General features: G+C 69.8%; 19 protein-coding genes. 10 read left to right on the top strand and 9 right to left on the bottom strand.

Annotated elements, in window-relative coordinates; translation table 11 throughout:
* Positions 1–6: 6 nt before the first annotated feature.
* Positions 7–1638 (bottom strand): alpha/beta hydrolase, encoded by a 1632-nt coding sequence (locus tag FLX08_RS30015; protein WP_167530622.1) that lies wholly within the window; start codon positions 1636–1638, stop codon positions 7–9.
* Between the two features lie 79 nt (positions 1639–1717).
* Here FLX08_RS30015 and FLX08_RS40895 point away from each other — a divergent pair, with 79 nt between their 5' ends.
* Together FLX08_RS40895 and FLX08_RS30010 are read left to right on the top strand one after the other, a co-directional pair.
* Positions 1718–2077, top strand: a complete 360-nt coding sequence (locus FLX08_RS40895; protein WP_167530621.1) for a hypothetical protein — start codon at positions 1718–1720, stop codon at positions 2075–2077.
* A 232-nt stretch (positions 2078–2309) separates the two neighbouring features.
* A complete protein-coding gene (locus FLX08_RS30010; RefSeq protein ID WP_142623623.1) occupies positions 2310–3014 on the top strand; it encodes a response regulator in 705 nt (234 codons plus the stop codon).
* Here FLX08_RS30010 and FLX08_RS30005 read toward each other — a convergent pair.
* Together FLX08_RS30005 and FLX08_RS30000 are read right to left on the bottom strand one after the other, a co-directional pair.
* Positions 3007–4236 (bottom strand): winged helix-turn-helix domain-containing protein, encoded by a 1230-nt coding sequence (locus FLX08_RS30005; protein ID WP_244312993.1) that lies wholly within the window; start codon positions 4234–4236, stop codon positions 3007–3009. The two genes, FLX08_RS30010 and FLX08_RS30005, sit on opposite strands and share 8 nt — an antisense overlap.
* Before the next feature lie 58 nt (positions 4237–4294).
* Positions 4295–4567 (bottom strand): HGxxPAAW family protein, encoded by a 273-nt coding sequence (locus tag FLX08_RS30000; RefSeq protein WP_142623622.1) that lies wholly within the window; start codon positions 4565–4567, stop codon positions 4295–4297.
* Positions 4568–4786: 219 nt separating this feature from the next.
* Here FLX08_RS30000 and secA point away from each other — a divergent pair, with 219 nt between their 5' ends.
* Positions 4787–7588, top strand: a complete 2802-nt coding sequence (gene secA, locus FLX08_RS29995; protein ID WP_142623621.1) for a preprotein translocase subunit SecA — start codon at positions 4787–4789, stop codon at positions 7586–7588.
* A 77-nt stretch (positions 7589–7665) separates the two neighbouring features.
* Here the strand turns inward: secA and FLX08_RS29990 are convergent, their stop codons facing one another.
* From FLX08_RS29990 to FLX08_RS29980, 3 genes are all read right to left on the bottom strand, one after another.
* Entirely contained in the window at positions 7666–8118 is a 453-nt protein-coding gene (locus FLX08_RS29990; RefSeq protein ID WP_142623620.1) for an Rv3235 family protein, read from the bottom strand.
* 279 nt (positions 8119–8397) lie between these two features.
* A complete protein-coding gene (locus FLX08_RS29985) occupies positions 8398–9732 on the bottom strand; it encodes a PTS transporter subunit EIIC (RefSeq protein ID WP_142623619.1) in 1335 nt (444 codons plus the stop codon).
* Between the two features lie 28 nt (positions 9733–9760).
* On the bottom strand, positions 9761–10501 hold the full coding sequence (locus FLX08_RS29980; protein WP_142562894.1) for a GntR family transcriptional regulator: 741 nt from the start codon (positions 10499–10501) through the stop codon (positions 9761–9763).
* Positions 10502–10655: 154 nt separating this feature from the next.
* Here FLX08_RS29980 and FLX08_RS29975 point away from each other — a divergent pair, with 154 nt between their 5' ends.
* The 7 genes from FLX08_RS29975 to FLX08_RS29945 all read left to right on the top strand — a co-directional run bounded on the left by FLX08_RS29975 (position 10656) and on the right by FLX08_RS29945 (position 16547).
* On the top strand, positions 10656–11690 hold the full coding sequence (locus tag FLX08_RS29975; RefSeq protein WP_142623618.1) for an SIS domain-containing protein: 1035 nt from the start codon (positions 10656–10658) through the stop codon (positions 11688–11690).
* A 32-nt stretch (positions 11691–11722) separates the two neighbouring features.
* On the top strand, positions 11723–11959 hold the full coding sequence (locus tag FLX08_RS29970; protein ID WP_030509331.1) for a PTS sugar transporter subunit IIB: 237 nt from the start codon (positions 11723–11725) through the stop codon (positions 11957–11959).
* An 80-nt stretch (positions 11960–12039) separates the two neighbouring features.
* Positions 12040–12486 carry a PTS sugar transporter subunit IIA gene (locus FLX08_RS29965; RefSeq protein ID WP_142623617.1) on the top strand — a complete coding sequence of 149 codons (447 nt, stop codon included), beginning with the start codon at positions 12040–12042 and terminating at the stop codon, positions 12484–12486.
* Positions 12487–12490: 4 nt separating this feature from the next.
* A complete protein-coding gene (locus FLX08_RS29960) occupies positions 12491–13141 on the top strand; it encodes an HAD family hydrolase (protein ID WP_142623616.1) in 651 nt (216 codons plus the stop codon).
* Between the two features lie 24 nt (positions 13142–13165).
* Positions 13166–13423: an HPr family phosphocarrier protein gene (locus FLX08_RS29955; RefSeq protein WP_142623615.1), complete on the top strand. Its 258-nt coding sequence runs from the start codon at positions 13166–13168 to the stop codon at positions 13421–13423.
* Positions 13424–13452: 29 nt separating this feature from the next.
* Entirely contained in the window at positions 13453–15171 is a 1719-nt protein-coding gene (gene ptsP, locus FLX08_RS29950) for a phosphoenolpyruvate--protein phosphotransferase (RefSeq protein WP_142623614.1), read from the top strand.
* A gap of 56 nt (positions 15172–15227) precedes the next feature.
* Positions 15228–16547: a glycoside hydrolase family 3 protein gene (locus FLX08_RS29945; RefSeq protein ID WP_244312990.1), complete on the top strand. Its 1320-nt coding sequence runs from the start codon at positions 15228–15230 to the stop codon at positions 16545–16547.
* Here FLX08_RS29945 and FLX08_RS29940 read toward each other — a convergent pair.
* From FLX08_RS29940 to FLX08_RS29930, 3 genes are read right to left on the bottom strand one after another with little or no spacing between them, the layout of a single operon-like run.
* Entirely contained in the window at positions 16540–16830 is a 291-nt protein-coding gene (locus FLX08_RS29940) for a hypothetical protein (protein ID WP_142623613.1), read from the bottom strand. The two genes, FLX08_RS29945 and FLX08_RS29940, sit on opposite strands and share 8 nt — an antisense overlap.
* Entirely contained in the window at positions 16815–17762 is a 948-nt protein-coding gene (locus tag FLX08_RS29935) for a hypothetical protein (protein WP_142623612.1), read from the bottom strand. The genes FLX08_RS29940 and FLX08_RS29935 overlap by 16 nt, the downstream gene beginning before the upstream one ends.
* Positions 17753–18121 carry a hypothetical protein gene (locus tag FLX08_RS29930; RefSeq protein ID WP_142623611.1) on the bottom strand — a complete coding sequence of 123 codons (369 nt, stop codon included), beginning with the start codon at positions 18119–18121 and terminating at the stop codon, positions 17753–17755. Before FLX08_RS29930 ends, FLX08_RS29935 begins: the two co-directional genes overlap by 10 nt.
* Positions 18122–18160 lie beyond the last annotated feature (39 nt).

Raw genomic sequence — 18160 nt, 5'->3', positions numbered from 1 at the left:
GGTCCCTTACTGCGGTGCGGGTAGCGACATCGTCATGTATCTCTTCACGATCAGGTCGCCGGATGCCGCGAGAGTCTTGGCGGTGATCGCTGCGATGTCCTCTTTGGTGAAATAGCCATCGAGGTTGGCTTTTTGCAGCGCTTGCCAGATCTGGGCGGCCTTCGTCTTGAGATCGGCGTTCCCATCGAGCGCGCTTTTGATCGCCGACTCGAAGACCGCACCGAGTTCGCCCACCTTCCACTGCGGCACCCTGCTCTGGAGCTCCTTGACGAGAACCGGCGCGGCACTGGCACCGAACTGCTCGTCGTCGAGTTCTGGTGAGCCCAGGAAGGATTGATAACACCCGTCTCCGGTGAGGATCGTCTGCAGGTTCTGCAGTGCCGTGTTATTCGGTATGTAGTACTGGCTGTGCCCGGAGGAGTGGCCGGTGGCCAGCCGTCGGACACCCGGCAGTTCTGCCGGGTCTTTTCCGTGCGCTTCGCTGTAGGACACCCAGTCGCCGGGGGCGCGCATGGCGAACACCGGGGTGCCGGGCGCGAGCTTGAGGTCGGCCACGCTCTTGACGTTGGCGCCAAGGCCCGGGCTGCCCATGAACACCACGGAGTCGAACGGGGTCCCCTGCTGCAGCGCCTTACTGGACAGCAACGTGCCGTAGCTGTGGGCGAAGAGTGCGAACTTCGCCCCCTTGGCCGCCTCCAGCCCAGCACGGAACGAATGCAGCGCGGGGGCGCCGGCCTCGGCCTTGGCCTGCAGCACCGAATCCCCCAGCTCGGGCGTGTCGTAACCCAGCCAGGTGATCACGGCGGTTTTCGGTAAGTCCTTTTTAGTGTCGGGATCCGTAATAAGTGTTTGTGCATCGATCGCGAGGTCTTGGTAGTTGTCGAGCCGGTTGGTGATGCCCGGCACCATGACGGCGACGTGTTCGGCCTTGGCGAGGTCGCCGAAGACCTCCGCGACGCGGCCGTCGCCGGCAGGATCGAACAGCAGGAACTGGCGCGGGACGGACCGGCCGTCGCCGGTCACCCGGGGCTGGAGAAATTCCGTCATGCGGGCCACCCGCTTCTCCAGGAGTGTCACCTGGGGACTTTTGGGGTCGGTGGCCTTCAACGCGGCCAGGTCCTTCTGTTCATGGGCGAGGGCGCGCTCGATCAGGAGCCGGTTGGCGGCGTAGCGCACTGTGGCCGGAGCGCCGTCCAGTCGCCCGACCACGTCGGGCTGTTCGATGGCGAGCGAGGATCGTTCGGCTGCCGTCAGTTTTCCGAAGAATTTCCGGATCGCCTCTGCGCGTTGTTCCGGACGGGCTGCCTCGTTGCGATTGATGACTGATTTAAGGTCTTTTATGAGCCGTGTTCTATCCTGCCCGGAAACTGTGCCGATCGCGGTGCTGAGGCCGAATTCCGACAACGCGCCGAATGGGTCTCCGCCCTTTTCCGCAGCGCGGACGATCGCGGCTCGGTTGCCCAGTTCTGTAGCGGTCTCCCCGGCCCACCGCAGCATGGCTGCCAGCGGAGTGGCCTGGGCCTGTCCCACAAGCCGGCATGCCCGTGCGTAGTACTGCTCCGCCAGTTGTCGTTTGTCGGTGAGAAGCTTGGCCAGTCGTTCCAGATCGTCGGCGTCGACCACCCGTTCCGGCTCCACGAGACTAGAACCTAGCCCGTCGTTACACGATGTGGAAGTATTCTTACGCCGCCCGACTGGATCGGATGGAATAACGGGGATGTCTCTGCATGATGATTTGAGCCGGTTGGCGCATGAACATGAGGATTTGGCCGACGCGATTGATGAAGTGCTGCAGCCGGTCAGCACTCTGATGGACCGGATGCGATGGAACGGCCCGCATCGGGATCGGGTGCAGGCCGAGCTGGGAGCGATGCGGCGCGGCACCGGGGCGGTCAGCGGAAGCCTGCGAGAACGGGCCGTGCTACTCAGGGGCGCGGCGGCGGCCGTGCCCCGGACGCCCACACCGGGGATCCCGCAGCCGCTGTCTCCGGAGAATCTGCTGAGAGGGATTCTCCGCCAGATGAGCCCGGTGGGTCCCGCCATCTCCGACGTGCTCTCCCGGTACGGCCTCGTCTGAGAAGCCGGGCCTTACGACGCCCGATGAAAGCCTGCGACATCGAAGCAGAGTGCGTGATTCGGGGGTGCCGGCACTTATCGTGAAGAGGATGAGCACGTTCCGCGCAGCAGGTGTTGTTCGGCCGGGTATGTCCTGGTGCCGGGGGTAGTAACGCCTCGACGAAGATCCGCACCGGTTCCCGAACCGTGCCATGATGGCGATCCAGCGTCCTTGGCCCCCGCAAGGAGGTTCCGTGACCCGACCCGACGAGGCGGCCCGAGCAGCCGGTCGAAGCGAGCCGATCCGTGTGCTGATCGTGGATGATCACGCGCTGATCCGCCGAAGCCTGGAGCTCGCGCTGGCCGCGGAGGCGGACATCGAGGTGGTCGGCGAGGCGAGCGACGGCCAGGAGGCCGTGGAGCTCGCGGACCGGTTGATGCCGGACGTGGTCCTGATGGACGTCCGCATGCCGAGGCTGGACGGCATCGGGGCGACCCGGAAGATCAAGGAGTCGGTGCCGAGCACCCGGATCATCATGCTCACCGTCAGCGACGAGGAGGAGGACCTCTTCGAGGCGATCAAGGCGGGCGCGACGGGCTATCTGCTCAAGGACGTCCAGATCGACGAGGTGCCCGACGCCGTGCGCGGCGTCCACGAGGGGCAGTCGCTCATCAACCCCGCCATGGCGGCCAAGCTGATCAGCGAGTTCGCGAACATGAGCCGCAAGGAGGCCGAGCGGCCCCCGCAGCTCCCGGTGCCCCGCCTCACCGACCGGGAGATGGAGGTGCTGCGGCTCGTCGCGAAGGGCATGAACAACCGCGAGATCGCCAAGGACCTGTTCATCTCCGAGAACACGGTGAAGAACCACGTCCGCAACATCCTGGAGAAGCTCCAGCTCCACTCGCGCATGGAGGCCGTGGTCTACGCCGTGCGCGAGCGGCTCCTGGAGATCACCTGATCGGCCGGCTCGGGCCGTGGGCCACCGCGGCGCGCAGCGGGGCCTCCAGGTCGGCCGCGCCGACCCGCTCCACCCGCACGTCGGTGCAGCCGACCCAGCTCGCGGCCTCCCACAGGGCGTCGCTCATCGCCTCCACGGCCCTGGCCCGGCCGCCCGGCTCGAAACCGACCTGCTTGGCGACCAACGTGGCGCCCTCACGGGCCGGGTCGACCCTGCCGATGATCCGCCCGCCCGCGAGCACCGGCATCGCGAAGTAGCCGTGCACCCGCTTGTCCTTCGGGACGTACGCCTCCAGGCGGTGGTTGAGGCCGAACACCCGCTCGGCCCGCGCCCGCTCCCAGATGAGCGAGTCGAACGGCGACAGCGGCGTGGTGCGGTGCCGCCCGCGCGGCTCGCTCTCCAGCGCGTCGGGGTCCGCCCAGGCGTTCGGGCCATGCGGGTCCGTGCCGCGCCGCGCGGGCCAGCCGGACACCCGTACGGGCACGAGGCCGGCGGCGCCGCTCAGCAGCGCCTCGTCGAGCATGGCGGCGTATTTGCCCTTGACGCGGGTGAAGTCGACCAGGTCCGCCCGGGTCGCCACGCCCAGCGACCGCCCGGCGATCGTGGTCAGCCGGGCCACGCACGCGTCATCGGGCAGGTCCTGGGCGAGCAGGTCCGCCGGGACGGCGCGCTCGGCGAGCTCGTAGACGCGCCGCCAGCCGACGCGGCGGGTGCAGACGACCTCACCGATGTCGAGCAGGAACTCGATGGCGATCTTGGTGTCCGACCAGTCCCACCACGGCCCTCCATTCTTGGCGCCGCCGATGTCGGCCGTGGTGAGCGGGCCGTCCGAACGCACCTGCTCCAGGACCTTGTCGACCACGGGCGGCACCTCGTGCCAGCGGAAGCGCCGGTCGCGGTACGCGCGACGGCGGAAGGCGTACAGCGGCCACTGCTCGACGGGCAGGATGCAGGCGGCGTGGCACCAGTATTCGAAGGCGCGGGCGGGATCGTCCCAATAGGCCCGCTCGACCGCGGAGCGGCCGACCGCCCCGAGGCGCGCGTACGCGACGAGCTCGTGGGAGCGGGCCAGGACGGAGATGGTGTCGAGCTGGACGGCGCCGACGCGCCGCAGCATGCCGGGGACGCCGCCGCCGCGGGCGGTGGCGCCGAGGAAACCCTGGGCCCGGAGGATGATCCTGCGGGCCTCGTCTGCGGTCAGGTCGGCGGTCACGTCGGTCACAGCCAGAGATGCTAGACGCTGTGACCGACAAAACCCTTACGGCGGTTCGGGAGCTGCCTCAGGAGCTGATGGACCGGTGCTCGAACGGCGAGTGGTGCTCCTGGACCGACATCTGGCGAGGCGCGTCCACGATCACATCCGAGAAGATGTCGAACGCGAGCGCGAGCAGCCCGCCGACCGCGCAGATGCCCACGCCGATCCAGACGAAGAGCCAGTTGGGGCCGAGGGTCAGCGCCACGCCCCCGATCGTGAAGCCGATGAGGATGGTGATGACGGCAAGCCAAGATTTGGCGCTTCCCGCGTGGCTGCCCTGGTGTCCGCTCTGTGCCATACCCCGTTTTCTACCTGATGGCAGAGGTGGTCGGAACATCGGGGGAACCCCTGGCGGCGGTTTTCCCCTATGAGTTATGCGATTGTGCCGCGGCGCTCCGTCGATAGCAGGTGGGTGTGTCTGGTACTGGAACCGCCTACGATGGCTAGCGGGGAAGTATGTCTCGTCCTCACACCCCGGTGATCAGCCGAGGTAGACCTGCGAGGAGCTTTACTAAAAGTGCCAGCCATTCTCGACAAGATCCTTCGCGCCGGCGAAGGCAAGACTCTGCGGAAGCTCAAGCGCATCGCCGAGCAGGTCAACTCCATCGAAGAGGACTTCAAGAGCCTGTCCGACGCCGAGCTCCGCGCGCTGACCGCCGAGTACAAGCAGCGTCACGCCGAGGGCGAGTCCCTCGACGACCTGCTCCCGGAGGCGTTCGCGACCGTACGCGAGGCCGCCCGCAGGGTGCTCGGGCAGCGTCACTTCGACGTGCAGATCATGGGTGGCGCCAACTTGCACATGGGCAACATCTCCGAGATGCGCACCGGTGAGGGCAAGACGCTCACCTGTACTCTTCCCGCCTACCTCAACGCGATCTCGGGCAAGGGCGTCCACGTCGTCACGGTCAACGACTACCTGGCCAAGCGCGACGCCGAGACCATGGGCCGCGTCCACCGCTTCCTCGGCATGGAGGTCGGGGTCATCCTGGCCAACATGCCGCCGGAGGAGCGTCGCAAGCAGTACAACGCCGACATCACGTACGGCACGAACAACGAGTTCGGCTTCGACTACCTCCGCGACAACATGGCGTGGTCCATGGAGGAGTGCGTCCAGCGCGGCCACAACTTCGCGATCGTGGACGAGGTCGACTCGATCCTGATCGACGAGGCCAGGACCCCGCTCATCATCTCCGGCCCGGGCGAGCAGTCGGGCAAGTGGTACCAGGAGTTCGCCAAGATCGTGCCCCGGCTGCGGCGCGGCACCGAGGGCAAGGACGGCGAGGAGAGCACCGGCGACTACGTCGTCGACGAGAAGAAGCGCACCGTCGGCATCCTCGAAGCGGGTGTGGAGAAGGTCGAGGACTGGCTCGGCATCGACAACCTCTACAAGCCCGAGCACACCCACCTCGTGCAGTACCTCAACAACGCCCTCAAGGCCAAGGAACTGTTCAAGAAGGACAAGGACTACATCGTCGTCGACGGCGAGGTCCTGATCGTCGACGAGTTCACCGGGCGCGTCCTGCACGGCCGTCGCTACAACGAGGGCATGCACCAGGCCATCGAGGCCAAGGAAGGCGTGAAGATCAAGGACGAGAACCAGACTCTCGCCACGATCACGCTGCAGAACTACTTCCGCCTCTACGACAAGCTCGCCGGCATGACCGGTACGGCGACCACCGAGGCCAACGAGTTCCACCAGACCTACAAGCTGGGCGTCGTCCCGATCCCGACGAACCGGCCGATGGTCCGCAAGGACCAGCCCGACGTGGTCTACAAGACCGAGGACGCCAAGTTCCAGGCGTGCGTCGAGGACATCAAGGAGCGCTACGAGAAGGGCCAGCCGGTCCTCGTCGGCACCACCAGCGTCGAGAAGTCCGAGAAGCTGTCGCGGATGCTCAAGCGGCAGGGCGTGCCGCATGAGGTGCTGAACGCGAAGAACCACGCGCGTGAGGCCGCGATCGTCGCCGAGGCGGGCCGCAAGGGCGCCGTCACCGTGGCGACGAACATGGCCGGTCGAGGCACCGACATCATGCTCGGCGGCAACCCCGAGTTCCGCGCCGACCTGGAGCTGCACCAGCGCGGCCTGTCGCCCTCCGAGACTCCGGAGGAGTACGAGAAGGCCTATCCCGAGGCGCTGGAGAAGGCCAAGGAGGCCGTCAAGGCCGAGCACGAGGAGGTCACCGAGCTCGGCGGGCTCTACGTGCTGGGCACCGAGCGGCACGAGTCGCGGCGCATCGACAACCAGCTCCGCGGTCGTTCCGGCCGTCAGGGCGACCCGGGCGAGTCGCGCTTCTACCTCTCGCTCGAAGACGACCTCATGCGGCTGTTCAACTCGGCGAGGGTCGAGATGATCATGACGCGGCTCAACATCCCCGACGACGTGCCGATCGAGTCGGGCATGGTCTCCAAGGCCATCGCCTCCGCACAGCACCAGGTCGAGCAGCAGAACTTCGAGATCCGCAAGAACGTCCTGAAGTACGACGAGGTCATGAACCGCCAGCGCACGGTGATCTACGCCGAGCGGCGGCGGGTGCTGGAAGGCGCCGACCTGCACGAGCAGGTCCGCGGCTTCGTCACCGACGTCGTGGACGACTACGTCAAGGGCGCCACGGCCGAGGGCTTCGCCGAGGAGTGGGACCTCGAGAAGCTGTGGAAGGCGTTCGGCCAGCTCTACCCGATCTCCTTCACCGTCGACGAGCTCATCCAGCAGATCGGCGGCGACCGCGAGGAGCTCACGGCGGAGATCATCGCCGAGAAGGTGAAGGAGGACGCGCTCGCGGCCTACGACCGCCGCGAGGAGCAGCTCGGCTCCGAGGCGATGCGCGAGCTGGAGCGCCGGGTCATCCTGTCCGTGCTCGACCGCAAGTGGCGCGAGCACCTCTACGAGATGGACTACCTCCAGGAGGGCATCGGCATGCGTGCCTATGCCCAGAAGGACCCGCTGATCGAGTATCAGCGCGAGGGCTACGAGATGTTCACCGCGATGCTCGACGGCATCAAGGAGGAGTCGGTCGGCTACCTGTTCAACCTCGAGGTCGAGGTGCAGGCCAACCCGATCGTCGAGGAGAACGCCGAGGAGGACACGGCGCTCTCCGAGACCGGCTCGATCATCGCCCGCGCGCTGCGGCAGCCGTCGCGGCCGACCGAGATGGTCTACACCGCGCCGGGCGAGAGCGGCGACGTGGAGGTCAGCCGGGTGCGGTCGACCCCCGAGCAGCGCGCCGCGTACGGCGACACCGAGCGCAACGCGCCCTGCCCCTGTGGCTCGGGCAAGAAGTACAAGCGCTGCCACGGCGACCCGCGCAACCAGCAGGCGTGAGGCGAGCCGGGACGTAGCCGAGACGGTGACGTGAGACGGACCCCGCCGGGCGATGCCCCGGCGGGGTCCTTCGCGTTTCATGCCGTCTCGAAGTCGGTGACCAGCCACTGCACACCCCGCCGCTCCAGCCGTACGGCGAGCACGCGGCTGCGCGTCCCGCAGTGGACGAGCAGGCACATCTCGATGACCCCGTCGTACGGGCGTTGCACGTGGGGGAGGCCGGTCAGGGGCGGCCGCTCGGTGTCGATCATCTTCCCGGCCCGGACCAGTTCGCGGTAGGCCCGCTCGGTCAGCCGGTCCTGGACGGTCTCCGGCGGCCTTCGGCCGGCCAGGACCTCCGCGAGCGCCTGGCCGAGCCCCCGCAGGCGGCGCTCGTCGGTGGGCGTGCCCGTACGGGCCGGGAGAGGGGCCAGGGCGAGCGCGCCGTACGTCGCGGGATGCGTGATGTGGCCGCCGCCGTCACGATCGTCGTAGGGGGGATCGGCCGGGGGGACGGACGCGAGCCGTGGCAGGGGGACGGGCTTGGGCATCGGGACTCCGCTCTCGTACGCCGTGAACCTGACTGACGTCTAATAGAGATTGCGGTCATCCGCGCTGATACGGGGAAACGCCAACTTTGCCGAGTCGCGGGCCTTTGTGCCGCCGTTCGTCCGGGAAGATTCCGGCCGGATTCCGCCGGGTTGGCGGGGCCGCCGTGGATTTGAGCGCGGACCGTCCGGCCATTAGCGGCATCCGCAATGGGGGGAAACACAACAGGGGCGCCCGGGATCACCGGGCGCCCCTGCTCCCTGAGAGGGGAATCTGACGCGTCAGGCGCGGGCACGCGCCGTGTCGGCGCTCTCCCCGGAGTCCACGTCGGGCTCGGGCTCGCGACCGGGCGTCATGATGTTCAGCTTCTTGATGAGGAAGCTGAAGATCACGTAGTAGACGACGAAGTAGACCACGCCGATCAGCATGATCAGCCAGAAGTTGTGCGTGTTGTCCTTGGACGCATTGAGGCCGGCGTCGATCAGGCCTGCGGAGAACCCGAAGCCGAGCCGTCCGTCGAGGGCCGCGACCACGGCCATCGAGATGCCGGTGAGCAGCGCGTGCGCCGCGAACAGGATCGGGGCCACGAAGATGAACGCGAACTCGATCGGCTCGGTGACTCCGGTGACGAAGGAAATCAGGGCAGAGGAGAGCATGATGCCGCCGACCGTGGCGCGGCGGTGCGGCGGCGCGGCTCGCCACATGGCGATCGCGGCGGCCGGCAGACCGAACATCATGACCGGGAAGAAGCCCGCCATGAACGCGCCGGCGCCGTCCTGCCCGGCGAAGTAGCAGTTCAGGTCGCCCGCCGCGTGGGTGGCGCCGACGGTGCACTCCGGCACGGTGAACCAGACGATCGAGTTGACGAAGTGGTGCAGGCCGAAGGGGATGAGGCCCCGGTTCACGATCCCGTAGATGCCCGCGCCGATGGTGGCGTTGCCGGCGAGCCAGTCGCCGAAGCTGCTCAGGCCCTGTCCGATCGGCTGCCAGACCAGGCCGAAGACGACGCCGAGCACGAGCCCGGCCACCGCGGTGAGGATCGGCACGCAGCGGCGTCCGCCGAAGAAGGCCAGGTAGGCGGGCAGCTTCGTCCGATAGAAGCGCTGCCACAGGATGGCCGTGACGATTCCCATAAGGATGCCGCCGAGCACTCCGGTCGGATTGGCCGACGCGAGGTTGAGCACCTCTGTCGGCTTGCCGTCCGCTCCGACGACGCTTTGGACCACCTTCGTGTGCACTGCGGAGTCCGCGGAGGCGTCGAAGAACATCAGGTGGGTGACCCGGTCCCAGACGAGGTAGCCGACCACGGCCGCCAGGGCGGTGGAGCCGTCGGCGCGGCGAGCGAAGCCGATCGCGACGCCGACCGCGAACAGCAGCGGCAGCGCGTCGAACAGTGCGCCGCCCGCGCCGCCGATGACCTGTGCGATCTTGTCGAGCGTCGCGTTGTCCGTACGGCCGAGGAGGTCGTCCTGGCCGATCCGGAGCAGGAGGGCCGCGGCGGGCAGCGCGGCGATCGGAAGCATCAGCGAGCGGCCGATGCGGGAAAGCGCGGTCATCACCGCGTTCTGGCTGGCAGGTGCCGCGGGCAGGCCCGCGTCGGCGGAGGTGGAACTCATCTGGTGTTCCTCCAGGATGGGGGGACTACTAGAGGCGTCGGGCCGGGGCTCCGAGGAGCGTCCGGAGCTGGTAGCGGTCGGCGCGATAGGTGGAGACGCCGAGTTCGGCGCACACCCCGCCGGCGAAGGACCGGCGCTGCAGCAGCAGCACGGCCCCGCCCCGGGGCAGTTTGAGCAGATCGGCGTCGCTCGGGTCGGCGAGCCCGCCGTCGATGGTCAGCTCCCCGGCGTCCATCACGAGTCCGTAGCGCGACTCGAGCAGGGCGTACAGGGATCGTCCGGTCAGGTCGTAGGCATCGAGATCGGGTGCGAGCGCCACCGGGATGTGGGCGCGCTCGATGCTCAGCGGTTCCCCGTCCGCCGTGCGCAGCCGCTCGATGAAGTGGACGGCGTCTCCCGGCTGGATGCCGAGCTGCCGTGCGAGGTGGGCACTGGCCCGGACCACCCGCCGGTCCAGGTCACGGGAGCCCGGCTCCATGCCGCGCGCCCGCATGTCGTCGGTGAAGGAGGTGAGTTGGAGCGCCAGCTCGATCTTCGGGCGGGCCACGAACGTTCCCTTGCCCGGGACCCGGTGCAACCGGCCCTCGGACACCAGGTGGTCGACGGCCTGTCGTACCGTCATACGAGACAGGTCGAAGCGCTGGCTCAGGTCGCGCTCGGAGGGGATCGCCGCGCCGATCGGCAGCTCGTTGCTCTCGATGAGGTCGAGCAGGATCTCCCGTAGCTGGAAATACTTGGGCACCGGGCTGTCCGGATCGATCTGGGCCACTGATCCCTCCCCTCTCGCTCTGGATCGTCCGAATAAGTTAAGGTTCTTACTGGTCTAGTCCGGACTAGACCACAGCCGGGAAATGTGTGTCAATGTATGGGCCGGCGACGGATCGATAACGGACAAATCTCGCCAGAGCAGAGGGAGATCATCGATGACGACCAGGATGCGTGGTGAGATCGCCGAGCAGCCGGCGGCGATCCGGGCGACGCTGGACGCCCTCCTGCCCAGGACCGGCGAAGTGGAGGCGGTCGCGCGCGACACGCGCCACCTGCTGTTCGTCGCCCGCGGGACCTCGGACAACGCGGCGGTCTACGGCCGTTACCTGATCGAGGCGCGGGCGGGCCGGATGGCCGCGATGGGCGCCCCCTCGGTCGCCACCACCTACCGCCGCAAGCTCGACCTCGACGGCGTGCTGGCCGTGGGCCTGTCCCAGTCGGGCCGTACGGAGGAGATCGTCGAGACCCTCCAGTGGGCGAAGGACTGCGGCGCGAAGACCGTCGCGATCACCAACGGCGGCGAGGAGTCGCCGCTCGCCCAGGCCGCCGACCTCGCGCTGTGCACGCTCGCGGGCGAGGAGAAGGCCGTCCCGGCCACGAAGACCTACACGACCCAGCTCGCCGCGCTGGCCGTGCTCGCCATCGGCCTCGGCGCCGACGTCGACCCCGACGACCTGCGCCGGGTGCCGGACGCGGTGGAGAAGCTGATCTCCGACCCCGGTGACCTGGACGCCGTCGTCGAGGGCCTGGCAGACAAGCCCGGCGTCGTCGTGTCCGGCCGCGGCCTGGCGTTCTCGACCGCGCTGGAGCTGGCGCTCAAGCTCAAGGAGGCGTGCTACCTGCACGCCATGGGCCTGTCGTACGCCGACCTGCTGCACGGCCCGATCGCGGTGGTGGACGCCGAGACCCCGGCGATCCTGGTGGCGGCGGGGGAGGGCCCGACTCTGGCGGGCACGGTCGCGCTGGCCGAGCGGGTCACCGGCGCGGGCGCCGCCGCCTTCGGCGTCGGGGGCGGCGAACGGCTCGCCGCGGCCTCGACCGCCGCCCTGAACGGTCCGGACCTGCCCGAGTGGGTGGCTCCGCTGGGACTCATCGTCCCCGGGCAGTTGCTCACCGAGGCGCTCGCGCGCAGGCTCGGTATCGACCCCGATTCCCCCCGCGGTCTGAAGAAGGTCACGCAGACCGACTGACGACAGACCGGCTGAAACTACAGGAGGACCCCATGGCTGCAGACGCCGAGGCGATCATCGCCGGGCTCGGTGGCGCCGACAACATCATCGAAGTGGAGCCGTGCATCACCCGGCTGCGCACCGAGGTGCACGACGCCTCGAAGGTGGACCAGGCCGCGCTCAAGGCGGCCGGCGCCCATGGAGTGATGGCGGCGGGCAACGTCGTCCAGGTCGTGGTGGGCCCCGAGGCCGACACCATCGCCAGCGACATCGAGGACATCATCGGCTGAACCGGGAGGTCGTCGCGGGTCCGCCCATCTCGGCCGGACCTGTGACGACGCCTGCCCGGATCTCAGGGAAGGGCTCTTCATTGACGACTGTTCTCGCCCCGGTCGCGGGGGCGGCCATCGGTCTCGCCGCCGTGCCGGACCCGGTGTTCGCGCAGGCGATGGTCGGCCCGGGGACCGCGATCGACCCCCTCAGGGCGCCCGTCGAGGCCCTGGCCCCGATCGACGGCACGATCGTGAAGCTGCACCCGCACGCGTACGTCGTGGTGGGGGACGACGGCAGGGGCGTGCTGGTGCATCTCGGCATCGACACCGTGCAGCTCAAGGGCGAGGGCTTCCGCCTGCTCGCCGCCGAGGGGGACCGCGTCGGCGCGGGACAGCCCGTCGTGGCCTGGGACCCCGCGGCCGTCGAGGCCGGCGGGCGCTCGCCGGTCTGCCCGGTGGTGGCGCTCGACGCCGTGGCGGAGTCCGTCGGCGGGGTCGCCGAGGGCAGCGTGAGCGCAGGCGACCCGCTCTTCGAGTGGTCGTGATCAGGTGACTGCTCAGGTGGCGGCGGCCGCGCTCTTCGACCTCGACGGCACCCTGGTCAACACCGAGATCCGCAACCGTGCCCTGTGGCGGATGTTCCTGAAGGACCACGGCATCACGTTCGACGAGGGGCTGTCGCGGCGCGTCGTGGGCCGTCGCGGGGTGGACGTCATTCCCGAGGTGCTGCCCGGCCTGGACCCGCAGGCGGTGATGGAGGAGATCCGCTCCTATTACGACCATCCGGACCTGCCCGACATCGTGCCGGTGCCGGGGGCGGCGGAGCTGGTGGCCCGGGTCGCGGAGCAGGGGGCTCCGCTGGCCCTGGTCACCTCGGCCCAGCGATGGTGGGCGGTGGAGCGGCTCACCGAGATCGGCGTGGTGGAGATGGTGCAGACCATCGTCTCCGCCGAGGACGTGACCGTGGGGAAGCCGGACCCGTCCGGCTATCTCAAGGCGGCCGGCCTGCTGTCTGTGGACCCGGCCACGTGTGTGGTGTTCGAGGACTCGCTCGCGGGGATAGCGGCGGCCCGGGCCGCGGGTATGACCTGCGTCGCAGTGGCCACCACGCATCATCCGGATGAACTGTCACACGCGGATCTGGTAATTCCCGATATGTCGGGTATTGACTGGCCTTTGACGGAACTACCGGCGGTCTAGACCACCGCCGCAGGAGGAGGAATCGTGGCCGAACGCACAGTCAGCGTCGCGTCCGAGGTCGGGCTGCACGCTCGCCCGGCGGCGACGTTCGTGCAGACCGCGGCGAAGGCGCCCTACGACGTCACCATCGCCAAGGCGGGCGGCTCGCCGGTGAGCGCGAAGAGCATCCTGTCGGTCCTGGCGCTCGACGTACGGCAGGGGGAGTCGATCGTCATTCGCGCGGAGGGCGACGGCGCCGAAGAGCTGCTCGACGAGCTCGCCAAGATCGCATCGGGCTCCTGACGCCGGTGGACGGGCAGCGGGAGACGGGGATGACGGCGGGGATCACAGCGGGGGACGAGAACACCGGCACTGTGCTTGCTGGTACCGGGGTGAGCCCCGGCGCCGGATATGGGCCGGCCCATGTGCTCGCGGGTGAGATCCCCGAGCCCGACAAGGAGGCGCGCCACGACGGCGACGCCGCCGCCGAACGGTCCCGCGCGGAGCGCGCGGTCGAGGAGGTGGCCGCCGACCTGGAGGCGCGCGGCGCCCGGGCGGGCGGCGAGGCCCAGGAGGTGCTCGGCGCGCAGGCGCTGATGGCCCGCGACCCGAGCCTGGCCATGGAGGTCGGCGAGCTCATCGCGCAGGGCGTGGCCGCCCCGCGCGCCGTCTTCGACGCCTTCGGCAGATATCGGGACCTGCTCGCGGCGGCCGGCGGCTATCTGGCCGAGCGCGTGGCGGACCTCGACGACATCCGCGACCGGGTGATCGCCGTGCTCACCGGTCTGCCCATGCCCGGCGTGCCGGCCAGCGCCGACGAGCCGTTCGTGCTCATCGCCAAGGACCTCGCCCCGGCCGACACCGCCCTGCTGTCCAAGGACGTGGTCGCCGCGTTCGTCACCGAGCAGGGCGGGCCGACCAGCCACACGGCGATCCTCGCCCGCTCGATGGGCGTGCCCGCCGTCGTGGGCTGCGCCGGCGCGACCGCGATCGCCCCCGGCACTCCCGTGCTGGTCGACGGCGCGTCCGGGCAGGTGCTGCTCACCCCGGACCCGGCCCGCGTGACCGAGGCGCGCGCCGCCGACGAGGCGCGGCGGGCGGTGCTGTCGGCGGCCACCGGCCCCGGCGCGACCGCCGACGGGCACCCCGTTCCCCTGCTCGCCAACATCGGCGGCCCCCGCGACCTGGAGAGCGCGCTGGCCAACGGCGCGGAGGGCGTCGGCCTCTATCGCACCGAGTTTCTCTTCCTCGACCGGGAGACCGCGCCGTCGGGAAGCGAGCAGGAGGAGGCTTATCGGACGGTGTTCGAGGCGTTCCCCGGGGGCCGCGTGGTGGTGCGCACGCTCGACTCGGGCGCCGACAAGCCGCTGGCGTTCCTGCCGCCGCCGGAGGAGGAGCCGAACCCGGCGCTCGGCGAGCGCGGCCTGCGCATGTTCCGCCGCTATCCGGAGATCATGACCGCCCAGCTGGGCGCGCTGGCCCGGGCCGCCGCGGGCGTCTCGGCCAAGGTGCAGGTCATGGCGCCGATGGTGGCCACCGTCGAGGAGGCCGAGTGGTTCGCCGGGGCCTGCCGTACGGCGGGGCTCGACGGCCCGGGCATCATGATCGAGGTGCCGTCGGCGGCGCTGCGGGCGGCGGACCTCATCCGGGCCGTCGAGTTCTTCTCGATCGGGACCAACGACCTCACGCAGTACGCACTCGCCGCCGACCGCCAGGTCAGCGCCGTCGCCGGACTGCAGGACCCGTGGCATCCGGCCGTGCTCGACCTGATCGCGACCGCGGCCTCGGCCGCCTCCGCGGCGGGCAAGGGCTGCGGGGTCTGCGGCGAGGCCGCGGCCGACCCGGTGCTCGCCTGCGTGCTCGTCGGCATGGGCGTCACCTCGCTGTCCATGGGCGCCCCCGCGCTGCCCTGGGTGCGCGCCGCCCTGTCGCGGCACACGCTCGCGCAGTGCCGCGACGCCGCCGCCGCGGCGCGTTCGGCCACGTCTGCGCAGGCAGCGAAGGCCGCCGCGCGCGCGGAGCTGCCGGGCCTGGACGCGCTCGCGCTCTGACCGGCCGTGACCGGGTTCCGGCCCGGTCACGGCCGCACCCGGCTACGGTAAAGAACGTGCCACGAATCAGACACGGTCTCGGCATGATCGCCGCCCTCCTCGTGACCGGATGCGGGCCGGGCATCGGCGCGAGCCCGGCGCCCTCGCCGCGCGCGTCAGCGCCGGTGTCCGCCAAGCCGTCCGTCACGCCGTCCGTCACACAGTCCGCCTCGGCGTCTGCCGAGCCGTCGGCCCGGCCCTCGGGAAGCCTGGCCGAGCGGACGCTCGCGGAGATGAGCCTGCGGGACAAGGTGGCCCAGCTCTTCACGATCGTGGTGTGGGGTCAGAAGGCCGGTGCGGCGAGCAAGGAGAACCAGGCGCGCTATGGCGTGGCGACGCCGGCGCAGGTCGTGGAGAAGTTCCGCCCCGGCGGGGTGATCCTGTTCGACTGGGCGGGCAACGTCTCCGGCGCGAGCCAGGTGGCCGCGCTCACCACCGGCCTGCGCGAGGCGGCGGCCAGGTCGGGCAAGGCGCCGCTGATGATCGGCGTGGACCAGGAGAACGGCCTGGTCTCCCGGCTCAAGTCCGTCGTCACCACGTTTCCCGGCGCGTCGGACATCGGGAAGACCCGCAAGCCGGCGAACGCGCGCGACGTCGCCAGGGCGACCGGTGAGGAACTGCGCGACCTCGGCATCTCGCTCGACTTCGCGCCGGTCGCCGATGTCAACGTCAACCCGCGCAACCCCGTGATCGGCCCCCGCGCGTACGGCTCCGACCCGGGGAAGGTGGCCGCGATGGTCGGGGCGGCGGTGGACGGCTTCCACGCGGCGGGCGTGGCCTCCGTCGCCAAGCACTTCCCCGGCCACGGGGACACCTCGGTCGACAGTCACACGGGGCTGCCGGTCATCATGCACTCGAAGACGGAGTGGCGGAAGCTCGACGCGCCGCCGTTCCGGGAGGCGATCGCGCACGGGGTTGACGCGATCATGTCCGCGCACCTGGTGATGCCGAAGCTCGACCCCTCGGGCGACCCCGCCACGCTGTCCCCCCGCATCCTCACCGGCCTGCTCCGCGAGGAGCTCGGCTTCGACGGCGTGATCAGCACCGACGCGCTCGACATGGCCGGGGTGCGCAAGAAGTACGGCGACGCCGAGGTCGCCGTGCGGGCCGTGCTCGCCGGGGCCGACATCCTCCTCATGCCGCCGAACCTGCCCAAGGCGTACGACGCCGTCCTCGCGGCGGTGAAGTCGGGCCGGATCTCCGAACGGAGGCTCGACCAGTCGGTGCTGCGGATCCTGCGGCTGAAGGAGAAGCGCGGCGTCTTCGGCCCGATCCGCACCGACCCCGGCGCGCTGCGGTCCGAGGCGCACCTGAAGATCGCGAAGCGTGTCAGGTGACGGCGGGTTCGTCCTCTGTGTCCTCCGCGTCCTCTGTGTCGTCCGTGGGCTCGTCGGGTTGTGTGTAGTCGAAGTACACCGTGATCGACGGCCAGTCGGTGCCGTCGTCGGTGATCTCGTTGTGCATGATCAGGTCGTACACCTCGATCTGGCCCAGCTCCTCGATCGTGGTCGCGACCCGGCGGAGCAGCGCGGGAACGCTGTCCTGGCCGATCCCTTCGGGATTGTTCTGGGTGAAGTGGTGCATTTGATTAGTGATCGGCTTGGTCACGAAGATCCCCACCGGCGCTTCTTCTTGCCCTGATTGCTCTGGTTCTGCTGGTTCTGTTGCTGGCCCTGTTGCTGGTTCTGTTGCTGGTTCGACTCGTTCGTCTGGGTGCCGCGCTTCTGCGCGTTGCGCTCACCGTCGAGCTTCTCACCGGTCTTCACCTTCTGCTCCGCCGCCTTGGCCGCCTTCCTGTCGTACGGCTGACCGGCCTTCTTGGCGTCGAGCGCGGCCTGCTCGGCGGGGGAGAGCTGGGGGCCGGTCTGCCGCGAATAGGGCTTGCGGCTCTTGGCCATGTCGAGCTTGACGCCGCCGCGGGGCCCCGCCGTGCCCGGTGTCCGCACCGGCGCCCCCCTCAGCGGGACGTGGGGGCCGCCCGCTCCCGCCAGGGACGGACCACCGCCGAAGGGGCCGCGGGTGTTCTTGAGGATGCGTTCCAGCGGTTCGGTGATGTGCCGCGTGACGGCCGGGGCCAGCACCCGGGCGCCGCCCTCCTCGGCCTCCCTGAGGATCTTCCGCATGGCATAGCGGGTGGCGAGAAGCCCGGCGGTGGCCGAGGCCGCCGCGAACGGACCGCCCGCGACGAGGACGGCGGCCAGCCTGGTGGCGCCCGCGACGGCCTGGCTGATGATGGCCACCTTCGTGGCGGTCACCGCGGTGGCGGTGCCTTCGAGCACCGCCGGCGCGTACGCGGCGGCTCCGACGGCCGTACGGAGGTGTTCCGTGGTGCCGGCCTTGTTCCAGTTGGTGCGCATCGCGTCGGCGGACACGCCCTGGTAGACGCCCGGCAGCCGCCTGACCTCGTTTTCCGCGCCGGCTCCTCCGGCGGCGGCGCCGGCCTGCACGACCTGCCAGGGGCGGATCTCTGCGCGGATGTCGGCCTCGTCGATCTTCGGGAAGTTGACCAGGCTCGCGATCGGCTGCGCCCAGTCGGGCGGCATCAGGCCCACGTGAGGCCCGCCTCGTCGGCCGCCGCCGCGATCTGGCGCCCCGCGTCGCCCTCGGCGTCCGACACCCGCCGGCTCGCGACCGAGAGAGCGTCTCCGTGGCCGGCCACATTCCCCCCGAGGTGCGCGTAGGCCTCGACGGCGGTCAGAGCACTGCGGTTGTAGGCGGCCACGAAGGCGCCGAACAGGCCGTCGTCGCCCCACGAGGCGGAGCCCGCCCGCTCGCGCAGATGAACGAGGGCGGTCACGAACTCGTCGCCGTGCTCGGTGAGGCGAAGGGAAGTCCTGCTCACCCCGCTGTGCTCGATGCCGAGTCCGCTGCTGAGTCCCCTCTTGAGTTCCCCGTTGAGTTCCCCGTGCATGCGCCGCACGTTAGCATGACCCGCGAATTACGGACGGGT

Source organism: Microbispora hainanensis (genome assembly GCF_006874475.1).
GTDB lineage: Bacteria > Actinomycetota > Actinomycetes > Streptosporangiales > Streptosporangiaceae > Microbispora > Microbispora hainanensis.
This window is presented reverse-complemented; position numbering and strand designations above follow the sequence as displayed.